Origin of the sequence: Mycobacterium sp. ACS1612 (genome assembly GCF_001667505.1) — a bacterium.
Classification (GTDB): Bacteria; Actinomycetota; Actinomycetes; order Mycobacteriales; family Mycobacteriaceae; genus Mycobacterium.
In genome coordinates, this window is the sequence record NZ_LZHZ01000033.1 from 143,228 (window position 1) to 162,738 (window position 19,511).

The following is a 19,511-nucleotide window of genomic DNA, read 5'->3' on the forward strand; positions in this document are numbered from 1 at the left end:
AAGTGAGATACTACCGGCGATGGCACAGGACCCACGGCAGGCCGCGCATGTGCGCTGGTTGGGCGCCGGCCAACTGATCGACGCGGTGCGGTCCGAGCCCGGCATCACCCGCGCCGCCGCCGCCCAGCGACTGGGCATCGGCAGCGGCGGCGCCACCGAACTGGTCGCCCGCATGCGGCAGGCGCGACTGCTCGACGAGACGCCTGCGCCTACACAGGGACGTGGACGACCGACCACCGTGCTCGGTCCGCACCCGCAGGGCCCGCTGGTGCTTGCGGCCGACCTGCGGGCCACCGACTGGCGCCTTGCGTTGGCCGGCATCGACGGCCTACCGCAACCGGTGACGCAGGCCGCGTATCCTGGCGACGAATTGGGGCCGGTCCTTGCTCGGCTTGCCGACGCCATCGGTGCCGTCTATCGGCGGAAGTCCGAGCGGCTCAGGGCGATTGCGGTATCGGTGGCGGGCACGGTCAGCGACTCGCGGCTGGTGCAGTTCACCTCCAGGGGCTGGAGCGACGTCGACCTTTCGGTGTTGACGTCGAAGATTCCTGCCCGTGCTGGTATTTCACTGCTGCTGGGTAACGATGCGACGCTGGCCGGGTTGGCCGAGGCGCGTACCGGCGCCGCCAGGGGCGCCACGACCGCGCTGTATTTGATTGTGGCGCAAGGTATCGGCGGTACTTTGGTGGTCAACGGCGAGACGCTCACCGGGGCGCACGGCGCGGCGGGGGAGTACGGCCACGTTCCGTTCGGGAACCCTGCACTGGAGTGCCCGTGTGGTGCGCGCGGATGCTGGGACCTCACCGTGGACGGCCGCGCACTGGCCAGACATCGAGGCGATCGACCGCCCGACGACCCGGTCGGTTACGTGCACGAGTTGATCGGACGCCGCGACGCCGCGACCCGCCGAGCCGTCGATGCCGTCGCCGCGTCGCTCGGGCGCGGTGTCGGCGGCCTGGTGAACCTGCACGATCCCGAGGTGGTGACGCTCGGCGGGGTCGCCGCCCTGATCAGGTCCGCCGCGCCAGAGGTCTTCGACACCGCGTACCGCGACGGGTTGATGGCGTTCCGCAAAGTGTCGCCGCCGCCGGTGTGCGACGCCCAACACGGTGAAGAGGGACCACTGCACGGCGCCGTCGCCATGGCCCTTGACCACGTCACCAATGCCGCGGGACTGGCCGATTGGGTTGGCCGGCAGCGGGTTTGACCGCTAGCCGCGGCGGCTAGTTGGCGTGCAGCGCCTCGTTCAGCGTGATGCCGGTGCCGTCGCGCTTGACCACCTCGACGGCGCCGGTGACCGAGTTGCGGCGGAACAGCAGCTTGTTGGCGCCCGACAACTCGCGAGCCTTGACCGTCTGGCCGTCGGCGGTCTGCACCTTGGTCCCCGCCGTGACGTACAGACCCGCCTCGACGACGCAGTCGTCGCCGAGCGAGATGCCCAACCCGGCGTTGGCGCCGAGCAGACAGCGCTTGCCGACGGAGATCACCTGCGTGCCGCCGCCGGACAGCGTGCCCATGATCGACGCGCCCCCGCCCACGTCGGAGCCGTCGTCGACGACGACACCCGCGGAGATGCGGCCCTCGATCATCGAAGTGCCCAGCGTGCCCGCGTTGAAGTTGACGAAGCCCTCGTGCATGACGGTGGTACCCGACGCCAGGTGCGCACCCAACCGCACCCGGTCCGCATCGGCGATGCGCACGCCTGAGGGCACCACATAGTCGACCATCCGCGGGAACTTGTCGATGCCGTAGACCGTCACCGGTCCGCGGCGGCGAAGCCGCGCCCGCACCACCTCGAAGCCGTCCACCGCACACGGGCCGTAATTGGTCCACACCACGTTGGTCAGCACGCCGAAGAAGCCGTCGGCGTTGAGTCCGTGCGGGGCCACCCGCCGGTGCGACAGCAGGTGAAGTCGCAGGTAGGCGTCGTAGGCGTCGGTGGCCTTGTCGTCAAGCGATGCGATCGTCGTGCGCACCGCCACCGTCTCGACGTCGCGGTCCTCGTCGCGGCCGGTCAGCTCGGCCAACTCGGCGGGCACCTCGGCGACCGACAGCCGCGTGGTGCCGGTCGGACCGTCGGCGCCCAGTTCGGGCGCCGGGAACCAGGTGTCGAGGACGGATCCGTCGGCGGCGATGGTCGCCAGGCCGACGCCTGCTGCAGAAGTCACGTCGCCAAAGGCTACTCGACTAACCTCGACTCCTGTGGCTGCATCTTCGGCTCCTCGCCCGAGCGGCTCGTCGCTGGATTTATGCGGCGACCCCGTTGCGCTGACCGCGGCGCTGGTGGACATCCCCAGCGAATCGCGCGACGAGCGTCGCATCGCCGACGAAATCGAGGCCGCTTTGCGCGCGCAGACCACCGGCTTCGAAGTGCTGCGCAACGGCAACGCGGTGCTGGCCCGCACGAACCGGGGCCTGCCGTCGCGGGTGTTACTCGCAGGCCACACCGATACCGTGCCGATCGCCGACAACCTGCCGAGCCGACTCGAGAACGGCGAACTCTACGGCTGCGGCACCTCCGACATGAAAGCCGGCGACGCGGTGTTCCTGCACCTGGCCGCGACGGTGACCGACCCGGCGCACGACCTGACGCTGGTGATGTACGACTGCGAGGAGATCGAAGCGGCCGCCAACGGGTTGGGCCGCATCGAACGCGAACTGCCCGACTGGCTGCACGCCGACGTCGCGATTCTCGGTGAGCCGTCGGGCGGCTACATCGAAGCGGGCTGCCAGGGCACGCTACGTGTCGTCGTCAGCGCTACCGGTACCCGCGCGCACTCGGCGCGATCGTGGTTGGGCGACAACGCCGTTCACAAGCTGGGCGACGTGCTGGCCCGGCTCAAGGAGTATCACGCCCGCAGCGTCGACATCGACGGATGTGTGTATCGCGAAGGGCTGTCGGCGGTGCGCATCGACGGCGGGATCGCGGGCAACGTCATCCCCGACGCTGCGTCGGTCACCGTGAACTTCCGGTTCGCGCCCGACCGCAGCGTCGAGCAGGCGCTGCAACATGTCCGCGAGGTGCTCGACGGGTTGGATGTGCAGATCGAAATGACCGATGCCGCCCCAGGCGCGCTACCGGGGCTGACCCAGCCGGCGGCCGCCGCGCTCATCGACGCCGCGGGCGGGCAGGTGCGCGCGAAGTACGGGTGGACCGACGTCGCGCGCTTTGCGGCGCTGGGCATTCCGGCCGTCAACTACGGTCCCGGCGACCCGAATCTCGCGCACCGCGCCGACGAGCGCGTCGACGTCGCCGCGATCACCGCTTCCGCGCACATGCTGCGCCGATATTTATCCGCTTGACCGGGTTCGTACCCTTGGGGCATGTGAGTTAGCGACTGCCTTCGGCCGTCCGTCCGTGCATCGTCACGAGAGATCCTCACATGTCCATCACCTGTTCGAACCTGTCCTTTTCCTGGCCTGACGACACGCCGCTGTTCACCGACCTGTCGTTCACCGTCGACGACGGCCACACGGGGTTGGTGGCGCCCAACGGCGCGGGAAAGAGCACCCTGCTCAAGCTGATCGCGGGCGTATACCGACCCATCGCAGGCACTGTCGTCGTCGACGGCACAGTCGGGTATCTACCGCAGACACTGCCGTTCGTGGCCGATCGCAGCGTCGCCGACCTGCTGGGCGTGGCACCCGTGCTCGCGGCGCTCTCGGCGTTGGCCGCGGGCGACGCACGCGAGGAGGTCTTCGGCGTGATCGGCGACGACTGGGACATCGAGGAGCGCACCCGCGCCCAGTTGGACCGGCTGGGGTTGGGGCACATCGATTTCGACCGCCGCCTGGGGTCGCTGTCCGGTGGCGAAGTCGTGTCGTTGGGATTGGCGGCGCAGTTGGTCAAGCGACCCGACGTGCTGCTGCTCGACGAGCCGACCAACAACATGGACCTCGCAGCCCGGCGGCGGCTGTACGCGGCGCTCGACGACTATCCGGGATGTCTGTTGCTTGTCAGCCACGACCGCGTGCTGCTGGACCGGATGGACCGCATCGCCGAGCTCTATCACGGCGAAATGCTGTTCTACGGAGGCAATTTCAGCATGTATCAACAGGCCGTGCAGGACATGCAGCAGACCGCGGAGGTCAACCTGCGCAACGCCGAGCAGCAGTTGAAGCGCGAGAAGCGGCAGCGGCAGGAGGCACGAGAACGAGTCGCGCGGAGGTCCAGCACAGCGGCACGCAACCTGAAGAATGCGGGCCTGCCGAAAATCGTCGCAGGCAAGCTGAAACGCGATGCCCAGGAGTCGGCGGGTAAGTCCGACGACGTGCACGCCAAGCGGTTGATCCGGGCGCGGACTCAGGTGGACGAGGCCGAGCAGGCGCTTCGCGACGACGACGTGCTCGTGCTCGACCTGCCAGACACCGACGTCCCCGCGGGGCGCACCGTCTTTCACGGCGAAGGCATACAGGTCAGCCGTGGCGGACGAAAGTTGTTCGCCGGCAACGGCGTCGACCTCGACATCCGTGGGCCTGAGCGCATCGCGTTGACGGGATGCAACGGCGCGGGCAAGTCGACGCTGCTGCGCGTCGTCGGCGCAGATGTGCACCCGGATGCGGGTGTGGTGCAGCGGGTCGACGGCCGCGTCGCCTACCTGTCGCAGCGGCTGGATCTGCTCGACGAACAGCGCACCGTGGCCGAAAGCCTCGCCGCCTGTGCGCCGAGCCTGACCCACACCCGCAGAATGCATCTGCTGGCCCAATTCCTGTTCAGCGGCAACCGGATTCACCTTCCGGTGGCGGCGCTGTCGGGCGGTGAGCGGCTGCGCGCCACATTGGCCTGCCTGCTCTACGCCGAGCCCGCTCCGCAGTTGCTGTTGCTCGACGAGCCCACCAACAATCTGGACCTGGTCAGCGTTGCGCAGCTGGAGTCGGCGCTGAACGCCTATCGGGGTGCGTTCGTCGTCGTCAGCCACGACGAGCGGTTCCTCGCGCAGATCGGCATCCAGCGCTGGCTACAGCTGCGCGACGGCCGGTTGGAGTCGATTTAGCGGACCGGCAGCTACCCCCAGCACGGTAAATTCGACGTCATGGCAATCGAGCCCGACAGCAGCCCGTACGGGTCGCAGACGGTGACGGGTCCCGGCTGGCCGAACGTCGACGAGGAGATGCTGGCGGCCACGGCGGCCACCTACGAGGCCCTGGCCACCAAGATCACCGGGCAGGTCGTGCCGCAGCAGCAAGGTCAGCTGATGAAGCTGGCCGATGTGTGGGAGGGCGCCGGCGCGCTGGCCGCCACCGGCGAGGCCACCACCATCATCGGTGGCCACGAGGCCAACGCGGCGCACGCCGCGGCGATCGCGGGCAAGCTGCGCGCGATGGAAGCCACCGTCGTCAAGGCGAAGATGCTGGCGAACACCATCGCCCAGGAGGTCCAGCACGAGTGCGAGGCGCTGTCGGCGATGCCGTTCAGCAACGCCCAGGAGCTGGTGGCCAGCCGCATCAAGATGGGTCTGTCGCAGAACATCGCCAACGTGACGGCCCACACGACCGAACTGGCCAACACCCTCGGCGTGCCGCCCAGTATCCCGTTTCCGGGGGTCGCGCCGTCGGTGCCCGGCGGCAAGGAGGCCAAGGACACCAGCGAGGAGGCCGGGAAACAGGCTGCCCAGGCCCCGCAGCAGGCGATGCAGATGATGAGCCAGATGGGCTCGATGGCCGCGCAGCTTCCCATGCAGCTCGGCCAGGCGGTGATGGCCGTGCCGCAGCAGATGGGGCAACAGCTGCAGCAGCTCTCCCAGCCGCTGCAACAGCTGACCTCGATGTTCGGTAAGGGCGGCACGTCGGATTCACTGGGTGCCGGCGGCCTACCATTCTCCGCGTTCTCCAACCACCCGTTGGCGGGCGGCTCGGGTGCGGGTGGGGGCTCCGGGATGGTGCGGTCGGCGTCGCTGCCGGGCGCGGGTGGCAGTCCGTTGCAGACGCCGCAGATGGCCAACCTGGTCGGCACCAAGTCGGTGAGCACCGCACCGGCCGAGGGCGCCGCGGCCGGAACCAGTGCATCGGGTGGGGTCGCACCGGTGGCCGCGGGCAGCGGGATGGGCGGCATGGCGCCGATGATGGGCCACCGCGGCGAAAGCGGCGGCACCGGCGCGAGCCTGGCGGTGCCCGCGCTGCTCGAGTACGACCTTGCCGAGGACGATGTCGATGACGATTGGTGACGTTTCATGACCGACCCGCTGCGCAAACCCGAAGGCCTGGCCTGGAATCCGGCCTCCGTCGAGCTGCCCGAGATTCCGATGCTGCCCGCCGGACAGGACGCGTTGAGCGCCACCATCTCGGCCGTGCTGCCGACGTTGGCCGCGCCGCTGGCGGCGAATGTCGCGACGCTTCAGGCCAAAGAGGGCGTGTTCGCAGGCAAGCTGGGCGTGGCGCAGGCGGCGTATCAGAACTCGGATGACGCCGGTTCGCAGTCGGTGGGCCAGGTGGTCGGCATGCTCGGCCAGCTGGGGCAGCAGGCCGGCCAGATGGGGCAGATGGCCGGTGCGCCCGCGCAGGCGATCGGCGGACAGACGGGCATGTTCGGCTCGCTGATGCAGCAGGCGATGCAGGGCGCGCAGGGCGGCGGGGGAGGCCAGACTGCCGGTGCGCCCGCGGCCCCGACCCAGGGGGCTGCGGCAGGAGCACCACCACCTGCGCCTGCGCACGCGCGCGAGCACGCCGCACCGGCACCGCAAACGCACGAACAGCCCCGGCGTGAGGAACGCGAACCGCTGCACCGCCTGGAGACCAACGACCGCACGACTGCGGGGCCGTCGGAGAACGGCAAGCAGGGCCACGCTCCGGCGAAGCCGCCGGAGCACCGCGACGAGGATCTGCGCCGCAGACTCTGACCGCTCAGCCCGACTTGGGTTGGCTGACCATCTGGCCCATCATCTCGGCGCCCTTCTGATCGCCAGCACCCGATGCGCCGGCCGACGCAGGCGATCCGGCCGCCCCGCCCGAAGTGCCTTGCGCCCCTTGCATTGCCTCGGCCGCGGCCCGCAGCGTCGCGGCGCCCTTCTGATCGCCGTGCTCGTAGGCCTGCGCGGCCTTGGCCAGCAGTTCCGAAATGGTCTGTGCTGAGGACGATGTCGCCTGTAGCGTGCCCTGGCGGCCACCGAGCACCTGGTTCAGCGCGCTGCTGACTGATGCCGCGATCACGCCGTGGCTGTTCTGCACACCGGCGGCTTCGGGTGCCGCGGCCCCCATCAATTGCGACAGCCCGGTCGCCACCTCGTCGTGGATCTGCGAGTACGTCCGCACCCCGTCAGGCTGTACGTACAGCGGGTCACTCATCCCGATATTGTATGGCCGGCGCAGGCCACCTCATCGCGCCGAATCGGCTTGCGCGGTCGCTGCGGCGGCGGCGCGCTTCATCCCGATCGCGTCGTACCGGGTGGATACCGTATCGAGCGCATCCGCGTCCTTGGCCACCAGCGCCTGCGCGTGCGCGAGAGCCAACTGGCCAAGCACACAGTCGACTTCACCGGTGAGTCGCGCGATGCTGTCGACCGCACGGAGGTCGCCGAACCGGGTCGCGTCGAGCAGGGCGCGCAGCGCCACTGCGGTCTGACCCCCACGCTCGGCGGCCTTCGCGGCGTCGCGCGCGGCGGCTACCGCGCCGTGCTCGTCGCGCCGTGCCCACTGTGTCCACGCGCGCGCCAACGCAAGCTCCGGCGCGAACAGCATCGACTTCAACCCGTGCCGAGTTTCGGCTCGCGACAAGATCTTTCCCGCCTCGGCCGTCTCACCCAGTTGGCCGAGCGCGTGCGCCAACAACATCCACGCCAGCGGACCCCACGAATATCCGGTCGGCGCCAGCGCCGCCGCGGCACCGCGCAGCAGTGACACCGCCGACTCGAGCTCACCCTTGGCGATCAACACATCGGCCACCAACACCTCGCCGATCGCGCGACCGGGCTGCTGCAGCTGCGCGAAGTCTGTGAGCCGCTGCGCCAACGCCTGCGCGCGGTCCAATTCGCCTACCATCACCAGCGCCGTCGTCTGACCGAAGCCGCTGGTGAATCGCAAGAGGCCGGGATGCCCCGCCGCGATCGCGCGTTCGGCCAGCGCGTCCACCTCACTGAATCGGCCCATCCGCGCCGCACTGAGCGCCGCCGCGGCCGCCGCCCACCCGACCGCGGTGTCGTCGGCGTCCGGCGAAGACAACACCTCGTCGGCGATCTGCTTGGCGCGGTTGGGGCTGCCCGCGTTCATCGTGAACGTCGCCGACAGCGCGTCCAGCGTGGTTTGCGCTGCTGGCGTCGAGACCCGGTTCCGCGTCGTCCGCAGGAACGCGGTCGCCCGCTCCGGCTCGGAGAGCATCCAGAACTGGTTGGCCGCGCGCGGCAGCGCCCACGCCATCAGGTCGGTCTCCGACAGCGTCGACGCATCCACCGCGCCGAGCACCGCATCGGCCTCCCTGCCGCGGCCCTGCCACGCCAGTGCATAGGCCAGCGTCAGCCGGGGAGAAAGCTCCGCAGACCGCTCGACCGCAGCGCGGGCCAACCGCTCGGCGAACTCCAGATCACCAAGCCGCAGCGCGTCCTCGGCCGCGGCCGCCAGATCGGCCGCCGGCTGCGGGCTGTCGCTGTCGAGCGCCAGCACCGCGAACCGCAGTCGCGCCACCACTCCGACCGGCGGGGCCAGCCGAGTCACCAACTCCGACCGCAGCCGCCGCAGTTCGGGCCCACCCAGCGCGTCGCGCACCGCGTCGACGAACAGCGGGTGCTTAGGCCGGACGAGGTCCCCGTCGACCACGACGGCGCCTGAAGCCTCCGCATCGCTGATGTCACCTATGAGCGCGGTGACGTCGGCGCGCGACAGCGGATCGGCGACGGCCAGATACTCCAACACCCGGTGCGCCGGTTCTGGCAGCGCCGCGACGAAATCCCTGACAACTGCGGCCTGCCTGCTGTCGTCGTGTCCGGCCGGGTCGACGTCCACCCTGGCCAGCAGATCGTCCCGCCATAGCGCTGAGATCTCCTCCGGCACAACGCTATTCGGGTCAATGGTGACGACCAGCTTGACCGCACCGCTGACCGCCAGTTGGTAGACCAGTGCGGCGGACAGCTTGTCCAGCAGATGCGCGTCGTCGACTATCAACAGCCTGCCGTCGCTCAGCGACTCCCGCGCGGTCCGCAGCACCTCGGCCGTCTTACCGGAGTCGGGCACCTCGATCAGGTGGTCGAACGCCGCGAACGGAACGGCGTCCGCGGTCCCCGTGACCCAATCGACGCGGTCGAACTGTGCCGCCAACCGGTCGGCCGTCGCGCGCGCCAACCACGTCTTGCCGACACCCGCGGACCCGATGAGCACCGCGCCCGCTTGTCCGCGCACCCCCGCTTCGACCAATTCCAGTGCCGGTTCGGGCGGCGCGGTTACCCACTCAACTGGCACCGCCGGAGACTATCGCTACCTTGTGCGTGTGTCCCCAGAACCCAACCGCGAATGGGCGGTCTGCGTGTACTGCGCGTCCGGCCCAACACATCCGGAGCTGTTGTCCCTGGCCGTCGAGGTCGGTGAAGCGATCGCCGCGCGCGGCTGGACGCTGGTCTCCGGCGGCGGCAACGTGTCGGCGATGGGGGCGCTCGCCAACGCAGCCAGGGCGCGCGGCGGCCGAACCGTCGGGGTGATCCCCAAGGCGCTGGTGCATCGGGAGGTGGCCGACACCGACGCCGACGAACTCGTGGTCACCGACACCATGCGCGAACGCAAGCAAGTCATGGAGGACCGCGCCGACGCGTTCATCGCTTTGCCGGGAGGCATCGGAACCCTCGAAGAGTTCTTCGAAGCCTGGACAGCGGGGTATTTGGGTATGCACGACAAGCCGGTGGTCATGCTCGACCCGATCGGGCACTACGACGGCCTGCTGGCCTGGTTGCACGGGCTGGTCGACAGCGGTTATGTCGCCGAAGGTGCGCTGGACCGATTGGTCGTTGTCGGCGAGGTAGCCGCGGCGATGGCGGTGTGCGCACCTGCCCGGTGACCGTGGTCACTAGGGTGTGGCACAACAGAAGAGTGAGGGGACGCACCGAACATGAGTGACAAGGGGACTCGCAGCAGCGTCGGGTTGCTCGACATCGCCAGTCAGGTACCGGGTCTGCTGATGGACCTACCGACCATCTTGAGTGGCGTGATCACCGGATTCGGCGCCCGCCCGTCGGCCAAGACGTCCATCGGCAAGGTTTTCCAGGACCGAGCGGCCCGCTACGGCGACAAGGTGTTCCTGCGGTTCGAGGACCGCGACATCACCTACCGGCAGGCCAACGAGACCGCCAATCGGTACGCCGCCGTGCTCGCGGCACGCGGGGTCGGCCACGGCGACGTTGTCGGCATCATGCTGCGCAACTCGCCGGAACCCGTCCTCCTGATGCTCGCCGCGGTCAAGTGCGGCGCCATCTCCGGCATGCTGAATTACCACCAGCGCGGCGACGTACTCAAGCACAGCCTGGGACTGCTTTCGGCGAAGGTCGTCGTCGCCGACTCCGAATTCGTCGACCCGATTCATGAAAGCGGCGCCGACACCGACGGTCTCGTGACGCTCGACGAATTCAACCGTCTCGCCGAAACCGCGCCGACAGGCAACCCGGCCACCGCGTCGGCCGTCCTCGCCAAGGACAAAGCGTTCTACATCTTCACGTCGGGCACGACCGGCATGCCGAAGGCCAGCGTGATGACGCACTACCGGTGGCTGCGGGCGCTCGCCGGGTTCGGCGGTCTGGGGATGCGGCTGAACAGCAACGACACCCTGTACTGCTGTCTGCCGCTTTACCACAACAACGCGTTGACGGTCGCGTTGTCGGCGGTGCTCAACGGGGGCTCGACACTGGCACTGGGCAAGTCGTTCTCGGCGTCGAAATTCTGGGACGAGGTCATCCGCTACGACGCAACCGCATTCGTCTACATCGGCGAGATCTGCGCGTATCTGCTCAATCAGCCGGAGAAGGACACCGACCGCAAGCACAAAGTGCGGGTGATCGCCGGAAACGGTCTGCGCCCTGCGATTTGGGACGATTTCACCAAGCGGTTCGGGATCGCCCGGGTGTGCGAGTTCTACGCCGCCAGCGAGGGCAACACCGCATTCGTCAACGTGCTCAACGTCGACAAGACGACAGGCATCTGCCCGACGCCGGTGGCGTTCGTCGAATATGACTCGGAGACAGGCGATCCGGTGCGCGATGACAACGGCCGCGTCCGTAAGGTGCGCAATGGCGAACCCGGACTGCTGCTGTCGAAGGTCAGCAGCTTCCAGCCGTTCGACGGCTACACCGACAAGGAAGAGTCCGAGAAGAAGCTGGTGCGCGACGCCTTCAAGGACGGCGACGTGTGGTTCAACACCGGCGACTTGATGCGCTCGCAGGGCTTCGGGCACGCGGCGTTCACCGACCGGCTCGGCGATACCTTCCGATGGAAAGGCGAGAACGTGGCCACCACCGAGGTCGAGGCGGCGATCTCCACCGACCCGCAGGTCGAGGAGGCGACGGTGTTCGGGGTCGAGGTGGAGGGCGCCGGCGGCAAGGCAGGCATGGCGGCCATACAGCTCAAGGAGGGCGAGGAGTTCGACGGCAAGGCCTTGGCCGAAGCGGCTTACGACAAATTGCCCGGTTATGCGGTGCCGCTGTTCGTCCGCGTCGTCAAGGAGTTGGCGCACACATCGACGTTCAAGAGTCAGAAGGTCGACCTCCGCAAGGAGGGCTACGGCGGCAACACCGGCGAGGGTGACGAAGAAGCCGACAAGATCGAAGACCCGATCTACGTGCTGGCCGGCCGCGACGAGGGCTACGTCGAGTTCTACGACGAGTACCCGAAAGAGGTCGCGGACGGCAAGCGGCCCAAGAACTAGCGATTCGGTCAGTCGTAAACGATCACCGCGCGGCCGAGCACATCGCCGCGAGCGATCGATTCGAGCGTCTCGTTCACGTCGTCGAAGCGAATGTCGACGCGGTTGCCGATCAAGCCGACGGAAGCCACCGCGCCAGCCGGATGGAGTCCTCGGAGCCCGCGCATTCGATGACCGCGTCGAGTTCGGGGCGCCCGGTGAGCGCCTCCAATTCCGAGCGCACCGATGCGGCCGTCTTGTCCCGAACGTTGATCGCGTGGTCCGCGCCATTGTCGAGGGCGATCTTCCGCGAGACCGGACGCCTTCGGCACGTCCGGGCCGACGCTGTCGACCCAGCCGGCGACCTCATGACCTGGGGTCATCGGAAACGCCATGGCGAGCCCGGTGTCGAAGTAGCCGTCGAGCACCTCTTCGTGGATTCACTGGGCGCCGATTTCGGTGTGCCGGGTCGCGCTGGCCGCGACTGAACACACCCAAATCGCAGGCCCGTAGCCTGGAAGGCGTGTTGTCCACCTTCTGCGGTCGTCCGGTGGCCGCCGATCGCGCCTTGATCATGGCGATCGTCAACCGCACACCGGACTCGTTTTACGACCGCGGCGCCACCTTCACCGACGAAGCCGCGAAGACGGCGGCGCACTGGGTGGTCGAAGAGGGCGCGGACGTGGTCGACGTGGGCGGCGTGAAGGCCGGACCGGGCGAGACCGTCGGCATCGACGAGGAGATCGTGCGCGTCGTGCCGTTCATCGAGTGGCTGCGGGCCACCTTCCCCGATCAGGTGCTCAGCGTCGACACCTGGCGCGCCGAGGTGGCCAAGCAGGCCTGCGCGGCCGGGGCGGACCTGATCAACGACACCTGGGGCGGCGCCGACCCCGCTCTGGCCGAGGTCGCGGCCGAATTCGGCGCCGGGCTGGTGTGCTCGCACACCGGGGGTGCCACGCCAAGGACCCGGCCGTTTCGGGTCAACTACGGTATCTCCGAACGCGGAGTCGTCGACGACGTGATCGCAGAGGTGACCGCGGCGGCCGAGCGCGCGGTGGCCGTCGGCGTTGCCAGAGACGCGGTGATGATCGACCCGACCCACGATTTCGGCAAGAACACTTACCACGGTCTTACTTTGTTGCGCCATGTGAAAGAGCTTGTAAACACTGGATGGCCCGTCCTGATGGCACTGAGCAACAAGGATTTCGTCGGGGAGACTCTGGGTGTGGGACTGACTGAGCGCCTGGAGGGCACCCTGGCCGCGACCGCTCTGGCTGCGGCGGAGGGGGCTGCCATGTTCCGCGTGCACGAAGTCGGCCCCACCCGGCGCGTGCTGGAAATGGTCGCGTCGATTCAGGGCGTGCGGCCACCAGCGCGCACAGTGAGGGGACTGTCATGACCGTGATCATCGAGCCGACGCCCGGCTCCTCAGGAACGGACGTCGTCACCGGCAGATGGCTGGCCGACCACACCTGGAACCGGCCGTCGTGGACGGTCGACGAACTGGTCGCCGCCAAGGCCGGCCGGACCATCTCGGTGGTGCTGCCCGCCCTCAACGAGGAAGAGACCGTCGGCAGTGTCGTCGAGACCATCACGCCGCTGCTCGGTGGGCTGGTCGACGAACTCATCGTGCTCGACTCCGGATCCACCGACGAGACCGAGATCCGCGCGATCGCCGCGGGCGCCAAGGTGGTCAGCCGCGAGGTCGCACTGCCGGAGGTGGAGCCACAGCCGGGCAAGGGCGAGGTGCTGTGGCGGTCGCTGGCCGCCACCACCGGCGACATCATCGTGTTCGTCGACTCCGACCTGATCGACCCCGACCCGATGTTCGTGCCCAAGCTGGTCGGCCCGCTGCTGACCACCGACGGGGTGCATCTGGTCAAGGGCTTCTACCGGCGGCCGCTGAAGGTCAGCGGCAGCGAGGACGCCAACGGCGGCGGCCGGGTCACCGAACTGGTCGCCCGCCCGCTGCTGGCGTCGCTGCGACCCGAACTGAGCTGTCTGCTGCAGCCGCTGGGCGGCGAGTACGCGGGCACCCGGGAACTGCTGACCTCGGTGCCGTTCGCACCCGGCTACGGCGTGGAGATCGGACTGCTGATCGACACCTACGACCGGCTCGGCCTCGACGCGATCGCCCAGGTCAACCTGGGAGTTCGGACACACCGCAACCGGCCCCTGACCGAACTGGCGTCGATGAGCCGCCAGGTGATCGCGACCCTGCTGTCGCGCTGCGGCGTACCCGACTCCGGGGTGGCGCTGACCCAGTTCTTCGCCGACGGCGACGACTACACCCCGCGCACCTCGGCGGTGTCGTTGGCGGACCGGCCTCCGATGAACACGTTGCGCGGTTAGCGACCTGTCGGAGCCATCCGGCAATATCGACGTGTGACCTTGGTTCTGCTCTATCTGGTCGTGCTGATCTTGGTGGCCGTCGTGCTGTTCGGCCTCGGTAGCGTGCTGTTCGGCCGCGGTGAATCGTTGCCGCCGCTGCCGCGCGCCACCACCGCGACGGTGCTGCCCGCGTCGGGCGTCACAGGCGCCGACGTCGACGCCGTCAAGTTCACCCAGGCGGTGCGCGGCTACAAGACCAGCGAGGTGGACTGGGTGCTCGACCGACTCGGCCAGGAACTCGACCTGCTGCGCGGTCAACTCGCCGCGGTGCGCGCGGCCAACGGCATCCAGGACGACACTGACGACGTCGACGAGCACCGGGGCGCCCACGCGTTGCCCTCCGGCGAGGACGACGCGTGACTGTCACCGACGACGGCCGCACCCGATGCGGCTGGATCGATCAATCGCGTTTGGCGCCAGACGATTTCGTGCTGTACCGGGACTACCACGACACCGAGTGGGGTCGTCCGCTGCGCAATTCGGCCGCGCTGTTCGAACGGATCAGCCTCGAGGCGTTTCAGAGCGGACTCTCCTGGTTGATCATCCTGCGCAAGCGCGAGAACTTCAGGCGTGCGTTCCACGGGTTCGACGCCGAACGCGTCGCCCGCTACACCGAACGCGACATCGACCGCCTGATGGCCGACACCGGAATCGTGCGCAACCGGATGAAGGTGGAAGCCACCATCGCCAATGCGCGCGCGGTGGCCGATTTGGACGTCGATCTCGGCGAGTTGCTGTGGTCGTTCGCGCCGCCGCCACGCCCGCGGCCGGCCGACCTGTCGCAGGTGCCTGCGGTGACGCCGGAGTCGACCGCGATGGCCAAGGAGTTGAAGCGCCGAGGCTTCAAATTCGTCGGCCCCACGACGGCCTACGCCTTGATGCAAGCCACTGGAATGGTCGACGACCACACCGCCGACTGCTGGGTCCCGGCCATCAAAGCCGCATGATATCGACGGTCATAGCCGGGTCTTTGCACACCGAACGCCGCGGATAGGGAACAATAGGAGAAGATCAACAGCCCGAGCGGGCCAGCTCATGTGGAGGGAGCACTCGATGGCGGCGATGAAGCCCCGGACCGGAGACGGTCCACTGGAAGCAACCAAGGAGGGGCGCGGCATCGTGATGCGGGTACCACTGGAGGGCGGTGGGCGGCTCGTCGTCGAACTGACCCCCGAAGAAGCGGCCGCCCTCGGCGACGAACTCAAGGGCGTCACCAGCTAGGCGCCTGTACCGCCTACGAAGACACTTTTCGGTAGATCTCCAAAGTCTGTTCGGCGATGTGCGCCCAGGAGAATTCCTGGATGCAGCGCTGGCGGCCGGCTTGGCCGTACTGGCGGGCCCGCTGCGGGTCGGCCACCAACGAGTTGACCGCCTCGGCGAGTTGCCGCTCGAACAGCGCTGGGTCGTCCGCTCCGTAGTGCACCAGCAGACCCGTCTGCTGGTCCGCGACCACCTCGGGAATGCCGCCGACATCGGAGGCGACCACCGCCGTCGCGCAGGCCATCGCCTCCAGGTTCACGATGCCAAGCGGTTCATACACCGACGGGCAGACGAAAACGGCCGCCGCCGAGAGTATTTCGCGGATCTTGCCGATGGGCAGCATCTCGCGGACCCAGTAGACGCCGCTGCGGGCGCGCGCCAACTCCTGCACCGCCGACGTCACCTCGGCGGCGATCTCGGGGGTGTCCGGGGCACCCGCACACAGCACCAACTGGATCTCGGGGGCGAAGTGATGCGTCGCCGCGATCAGATGTGCGACGCCCTTCTGCCGGGTTATCCGCCCGACGAACGCGACGATCGGGCGGGTCATGTCGACGCCCAGCTCTTCGAGCACCGAGTCCCCCGGCTCCGGGTCGACCGGATACCAGACGTCGGTGTCGATCCCGTTGCGCACCACGTGCACCCGGTTGGGATCCAGCGCCGGATACGTCTTGAGCACGTCGTCGCGCATCCCGGAGCTGACCGCGATCACCGCGTCGGCGGCCTCGACGGCCGTCTTCTCCACCCACGACGACACCCGGTAGCCGCCGCCGAGTTGTTCGGCCTTCCACGGCCGCATCGGCTCGAGCGAATGCGCGGTCAGCACGTGCGGGACGCCGTACAGCAGCGCGGCCAGGTGGCCGGCCAGCCCGGTGTACCAGGTGTGCGAATGAACGACGGTGGCGTTGGACGCCCCGTTGACCATGTCGAGGTCCGCCGACAGCGTCGACAACGCCGGATTGGCGCCCTTGAGCGCCGGATCGGGTTGGTGGACGAACGCGCCCGGCCGCGGCGCTCCCATGCAGTGCACGTCGACCTCACACAGGTGGCGCAGCTGCGCGACGAGTTCGGTGACGTGGACGCCTGCCCCGCCGTAAACCTCGGGTGGATACTCCCGAGTCATCATCGCCACCCGCATAGTGACGACCGTAGTAGCTGCCGGAGGTTTATTCGACTGCCAATACGCCAAATACCTTGACTGACAAAACCGATCAATAGCACTCAATGGCTGGCAGCCACGTGCACCTGCGGATAGGTTTGATTCATGAGGGAGTTGCCACATGTGCTTGGCATCGTCCTGGCCGGCGGGGAAGGCAAGCGGCTCTACCCGCTGACGGCCGACCGCGCCAAGCCGGCGGTTCCTTTCGGCGGCGCGTACCGGCTGATTGATTTTGTGCTGTCTAACCTGGTGAACGCGCGATACCTGCGTATCTGCGTGCTGACCCAATACAAATCGCATTCGCTGGACCGGCACATCTCGCAGAACTGGCGGCTGTCCGGGTTGGCCGGTGAGTACATCACCCCGGTGCCTGCCCAGCAGCGGCTCGGCCCGCGCTGGTACACCGGTTCGGCCGACGCGATCTATCAGTCGCTGAACCTGATCTACGACGAGGATCCCGATTACATCGTCGTGTTCGGCGCCGACCACGTGTACCGGATGGACCCCGAGCAGATGGTCCAGTTCCACATCGAGAGCGGCGCGGGAGCCACGGTCGCGGGTATCCGGGTGCCGCGGGCGGAGGCCAGCGCGTTCGGCTGCATCGACGCCGACGAGTCCGGACGCATCCGCGAGTTCGTCGAGAAGCCTGCCGATCCGCCGGGCACCCCTGACGACCCGGAGTCGACGTTCGTGTCGATGGGCAACTACATCTTCACCACCAAGGTGCTGATCGACGCGATCCGCGCCGACGCCGACGACGACCACTCCGACCACGACATGGGTGGCGACATCATCCCGCGGCTGGTCGCCGACGGCATGGCCGCGGTGTACGACTTCCACAACAACGAGGTGCCCGGCGCCACCGAACGCGACCACGGCTACTGGCGCGACGTCGGGACGTTGGACGCGTTCTACGACGCCCACATGGACCTGGTGTCGGTGCATCCGGTGTTCAATCTCTACAACAAGCGCTGGCCGATCCGCGGCGAGTCGGAAATGCTGGCGCCCGCCAAGTTCGTCAACGGCGGTTCCGCGCAGGAGTCGGTGGTCGGCGCGGGCAGCATCATTTCGGCTGCATCCGTTCGCAATTCGGTGCTGTCGTCCAACGTTGTTGTCGACGACGGGGCGATCGTCGAGGGCAGCGTGATCATGCCGGGCACCCGGATAGGCCGCGGCGCGGTGGTGCGCCACGCGATCCTCGACAAGAACGTCGTCGTGGGGCCCGGCGAGATGGTCGGTGTCGACTTGGAGAAGGACCGCGAGCGATTCGCGATCAGCGCAGGGGGAGTGGTCGCGGTCGGTAAGGGCGTTTGGATCTAGCCGAGCGCGCGAACCTCGACCACAAGCAGGCCGAGCGCCAGCAGCGGGATGTAGGCGTTCAGCCCCGCCGCGATGGCCAGCCCGGAGCCGTTCAACAGTTCCATCTAGTCAGCATGGGTGTGTAGAGGTCAGTCAGGCGGCGTTGCGCCACGCGATCTCGTCGGCGAACGCGATTTCGATGCTGCTCACTGAGGATCGCGGCCTGCCCGGCAATGGTGGTGCCTTCGATTTGTGGCGGGCTCCGGTGGGCGTGGTGACCTCGGAGGTGTGTGTGCCGTCCCGATCGCGTTTCGTGGTGATCCGCCAACCGGGAGCCTCTTTCGCGTAGTTGCAGGCCTCGCAGGCGCCGCGTCCGTTGAGGCCATTTGTCTCGCCACCAGTGGCGTGCGAGTTCGCATAGTCGGTGTGGCGGATCGGCGCGTCGCAGTAGGGAGTGCGGCAGGTGTCGTCCCTGAAGGCGATGAATTGCGCGAGTCCTTTGGGGAACAAGCGAGCCCGCGACTCCATAGCCACCAGCGCACCGGAGGCGGGATGGCGGTAGAGCCGACGCAGAGTGGCCTTGGAGCGTTCGTCGGCGATAGCTCTGCTCGCCAGGTGGCAGGCGATGGCAGCGGGGATCGGCCCGTACCCCTGGACCCGAGCCGGAGTGGTGTCGCCGCCCAGCAGCGTCTCATCAGAGATCACCAGGTCTATCGCGACGGGAGCGGGAACGTCCGCAGGGCGACCAGTGATCCTCTCGTAAGCCGTGTCGGCCATGACCTGACCACGGGATCGGTCGTCGAAGGTGGTGTCGGCTGCGCGCTTGAGCGAGGCGTAGATCCCGACCCCCTGCGCCATCGGCAGCAGCACTGTCACATAGGACATGTTGTCGGGTGCCGGACGCACAGTCACTGTGCGCTCTGACTCCGCGCGCACAGCGCGGTCGACAACAGCCTGCGGGTCCAGTTCGTAGGCAATGGATTTGGCGTCGGCCTCAATTGTCTTGTCGCCCTTGCCCTCGAGCTCAGACTGATCTGCGCACATCCGCACATCGAGCTTTCCGCGATCCTCGATGCTCAGGCACGCCGACTCCTTCACGATCAGGGTGGCCCGCCATTCGGAGAGCGCGCCGGCCTCCAATGCCGCCAGGGTGTGGGGCATCTCGTGAACCAGAGCCTTGGCGAAGCCGAGATGGCGATTGCCGCGGTTGGGGGCGTCGTGGCGAGCCAGTGCGATCTCGCTGGCCAGACCCTTGCCGCGGTTGGCCGCGGGTATGCCCTCGACCTCTTCCCGGGCCCGACGCTTCAGGTCGAGTGCTGCAGTCAGCCGCGCCTGGCCGGCAGCAGCGACAGCCTTTAGGTGTTCGAGCTCAGCGATGCCCTCGACCAGGGCCGCCTCATCGGCGTCCGGATCGACGTTCGCAAGTAGTTCGAACATACGTTCGAGTATAGGCGGTTCCACTGACTCAAACTTTCTGACAGGGTCGCGGTATTCACAGCGTGGCTGTCGAGGAGGTTGGGTGGATCATGGTCCGATCACGACGAACGAAGATCCCGGCCGAGGAGAAGACGCGGCTGGTGCTGGCGGTATTGGCCG

General features: G+C 68.0%; 19 protein-coding genes. 13 read left to right on the forward strand and 6 right to left on the reverse strand.

Annotated features, from left to right (window positions below; all coding sequences use genetic code 11):
- Window positions 1-19 precede the first annotated feature (19 nt).
- Window positions 20-1,207, forward strand: coding sequence for an ROK family transcriptional regulator (locus A5724_RS14770; RefSeq protein ID WP_082965028.1), 1,188 nt, complete (start codon window positions 20-22; stop codon window positions 1,205-1,207).
- Between the two features lie 16 nt (window positions 1,208-1,223).
- Here the strand turns inward: A5724_RS14770 and dapD are convergent, their stop codons facing one another.
- A complete protein-coding gene (gene dapD / locus A5724_RS14775) occupies window positions 1,224-2,168 on the reverse strand; it encodes a 2,3,4,5-tetrahydropyridine-2,6-dicarboxylate N-succinyltransferase (RefSeq protein ID WP_067802840.1) in 945 nt (314 codons plus the stop codon).
- Window positions 2,169-2,241: 73 nt separating this feature from the next.
- Here dapD and dapE point away from each other — a divergent pair, with 73 nt between their 5' ends.
- The 4 genes from dapE to A5724_RS14795 all read left to right on the forward strand — a co-directional run bounded on the left by dapE (window position 2,242) and on the right by A5724_RS14795 (window position 6,836).
- A complete protein-coding gene (gene dapE / locus A5724_RS14780) occupies window positions 2,242-3,303 on the forward strand; it encodes a succinyl-diaminopimelate desuccinylase (protein WP_232004840.1) in 1,062 nt (353 codons plus the stop codon).
- Window positions 3,304-3,383: 80 nt separating this feature from the next.
- Window positions 3,384-4,994: an ABC-F family ATP-binding cassette domain-containing protein gene (locus A5724_RS14785; RefSeq protein WP_067802845.1), complete on the forward strand. Its 1,611-nt coding sequence runs from the start codon at window positions 3,384-3,386 to the stop codon at window positions 4,992-4,994.
- A 39-nt stretch (window positions 4,995-5,033) separates the two neighbouring features.
- A complete protein-coding gene (locus tag A5724_RS14790) occupies window positions 5,034-6,164 on the forward strand; it encodes a hypothetical protein (protein ID WP_067802848.1) in 1,131 nt (376 codons plus the stop codon).
- Between the two features lie 6 nt (window positions 6,165-6,170).
- Window positions 6,171-6,836: a hypothetical protein gene (locus A5724_RS14795; RefSeq protein ID WP_067802852.1), complete on the forward strand. Its 666-nt coding sequence runs from the start codon at window positions 6,171-6,173 to the stop codon at window positions 6,834-6,836.
- A 4-nt stretch (window positions 6,837-6,840) separates the two neighbouring features.
- Here A5724_RS14795 and A5724_RS14800 read toward each other — a convergent pair whose 3' ends face one another.
- Window positions 6,841-7,281, reverse strand: coding sequence for an ESX-1 secretion-associated protein (locus tag A5724_RS14800; protein WP_067802857.1), 441 nt, complete (start codon window positions 7,279-7,281; stop codon window positions 6,841-6,843).
- 30 nt (window positions 7,282-7,311) lie between these two features.
- Window positions 7,312-9,384 (reverse strand): ATP-binding protein, encoded by a 2,073-nt coding sequence (locus A5724_RS14805; protein ID WP_067802860.1) that lies wholly within the window; start codon window positions 9,382-9,384, stop codon window positions 7,312-7,314.
- Window positions 9,385-9,412: 28 nt separating this feature from the next.
- Between A5724_RS14805 and A5724_RS14810 the strand changes: the two genes are divergently transcribed.
- Window positions 9,413-9,973, forward strand: coding sequence for a TIGR00730 family Rossman fold protein (locus A5724_RS14810; protein ID WP_197518659.1), 561 nt, complete (start codon window positions 9,413-9,415; stop codon window positions 9,971-9,973).
- A 51-nt stretch (window positions 9,974-10,024) separates the two neighbouring features.
- Window positions 10,025-11,830: a long-chain-acyl-CoA synthetase FadD6 gene (gene fadD6, locus A5724_RS14815; protein WP_067802865.1), complete on the forward strand. Its 1,806-nt coding sequence runs from the start codon at window positions 10,025-10,027 to the stop codon at window positions 11,828-11,830.
- A gap of 8 nt (window positions 11,831-11,838) precedes the next feature.
- Here the strand turns inward: fadD6 and A5724_RS34595 are convergent, their stop codons facing one another.
- Window positions 11,839-12,234 carry a hypothetical protein gene (locus A5724_RS34595; protein ID WP_232004835.1) on the reverse strand — a complete coding sequence of 132 codons (396 nt, stop codon included), beginning with the start codon at window positions 12,232-12,234 and terminating at the stop codon, window positions 11,839-11,841.
- Between the two features lie 146 nt (window positions 12,235-12,380).
- Between A5724_RS34595 and folP the strand changes: the two genes are divergently transcribed.
- From folP to A5724_RS14845, 5 genes are all read left to right on the forward strand, one after another.
- On the forward strand, window positions 12,381-13,205 hold the full coding sequence (folP, locus tag A5724_RS14825; RefSeq protein WP_232004841.1) for a dihydropteroate synthase: 825 nt from the start codon (window positions 12,381-12,383) through the stop codon (window positions 13,203-13,205).
- Window positions 13,202-14,158 carry a glucosyl-3-phosphoglycerate synthase gene (locus tag A5724_RS14830; RefSeq protein ID WP_067802875.1) on the forward strand — a complete coding sequence of 319 codons (957 nt, stop codon included), beginning with the start codon at window positions 13,202-13,204 and terminating at the stop codon, window positions 14,156-14,158. Before folP ends, A5724_RS14830 begins: the two co-directional genes overlap by 4 nt.
- A 33-nt stretch (window positions 14,159-14,191) precedes the next feature.
- On the forward strand, window positions 14,192-14,557 hold the full coding sequence (locus A5724_RS14835) for a DivIVA domain-containing protein (protein ID WP_067802877.1): 366 nt from the start codon (window positions 14,192-14,194) through the stop codon (window positions 14,555-14,557).
- On the forward strand, window positions 14,554-15,144 hold the full coding sequence (locus A5724_RS14840) for a DNA-3-methyladenine glycosylase I (protein WP_067802880.1): 591 nt from the start codon (window positions 14,554-14,556) through the stop codon (window positions 15,142-15,144). The genes A5724_RS14835 and A5724_RS14840 overlap by 4 nt, the downstream gene beginning before the upstream one ends.
- 106 nt (window positions 15,145-15,250) lie before the next feature.
- Complete coding sequence (locus tag A5724_RS14845) at window positions 15,251-15,418, forward strand: DUF3117 domain-containing protein (protein ID WP_003931055.1); 168 nt, start codon at window positions 15,251-15,253, stop codon at window positions 15,416-15,418.
- A gap of 13 nt (window positions 15,419-15,431) precedes the next feature.
- Here A5724_RS14845 and glgA read toward each other — a convergent pair whose 3' ends face one another.
- On the reverse strand, window positions 15,432-16,595 hold the full coding sequence (gene glgA, locus A5724_RS14850; RefSeq protein WP_156752286.1) for a glycogen synthase: 1,164 nt from the start codon (window positions 16,593-16,595) through the stop codon (window positions 15,432-15,434).
- 126 nt (window positions 16,596-16,721) lie between these two features.
- Here glgA and glgC point away from each other — a divergent pair, with 126 nt between their 5' ends.
- Window positions 16,722-17,936 (forward strand): glucose-1-phosphate adenylyltransferase, encoded by a 1,215-nt coding sequence (gene glgC, locus A5724_RS14855; protein WP_067802883.1) that lies wholly within the window; start codon window positions 16,722-16,724, stop codon window positions 17,934-17,936.
- A gap of 132 nt (window positions 17,937-18,068) precedes the next feature.
- Here glgC and A5724_RS14860 read toward each other — a convergent pair whose 3' ends face one another.
- Window positions 18,069-19,352, reverse strand: coding sequence for a DUF222 domain-containing protein (locus A5724_RS14860; protein WP_067802886.1), 1,284 nt, complete (start codon window positions 19,350-19,352; stop codon window positions 18,069-18,071).
- Window positions 19,353-19,511: the final 159 nt, after the last annotated feature.

Bases quoted from the DNA above. Each gene is read 5' to 3' on its own strand.
- A5724_RS14770 (WP_082965028.1), top strand. From the start codon at position 20: ATGGCACAGGACCCACGGCAGGCCGCGCATGTGCGCTGGTTGGGCGCC.
- A5724_RS14785 (WP_067802845.1), top strand. From the start codon at position 3,384: ATGTCCATCACCTGTTCGAACCTGTCCTTTTCCTGGCCTGACGACACG.
- A5724_RS14790 (WP_067802848.1), top strand. From the start codon at position 5,034: ATGGCAATCGAGCCCGACAGCAGCCCGTACGGGTCGCAGACGGTGACG.
- A5724_RS14795 (WP_067802852.1), top strand. From the start codon at position 6,171: ATGACCGACCCGCTGCGCAAACCCGAAGGCCTGGCCTGGAATCCGGCC.
- A5724_RS14800 (WP_067802857.1), bottom strand. From the start codon at position 7,281: ATGAGTGACCCGCTGTACGTACAGCCTGACGGGGTGCGGACGTACTCG.
- fadD6 (WP_067802865.1), top strand. From the start codon at position 10,025: ATGAGTGACAAGGGGACTCGCAGCAGCGTCGGGTTGCTCGACATCGCC.
- folP (WP_232004841.1), top strand. From the start codon at position 12,381: ATGGCGATCGTCAACCGCACACCGGACTCGTTTTACGACCGCGGCGCC.
- A5724_RS14830 (WP_067802875.1), top strand. From the start codon at position 13,202: ATGACCGTGATCATCGAGCCGACGCCCGGCTCCTCAGGAACGGACGTC.
- A5724_RS14845 (WP_003931055.1), top strand. From the start codon at position 15,251: ATGGCGGCGATGAAGCCCCGGACCGGAGACGGTCCACTGGAAGCAACC.
- glgA (WP_156752286.1), bottom strand. From the start codon at position 16,595: ATGCGGGTGGCGATGATGACTCGGGAGTATCCACCCGAGGTTTACGGC.
- glgC (WP_067802883.1), top strand. From the start codon at position 16,722: ATGAGGGAGTTGCCACATGTGCTTGGCATCGTCCTGGCCGGCGGGGAA.
- A5724_RS14860 (WP_067802886.1), bottom strand. From the start codon at position 19,352: ATGTTCGAACTACTTGCGAACGTCGATCCGGACGCCGATGAGGCGGCC.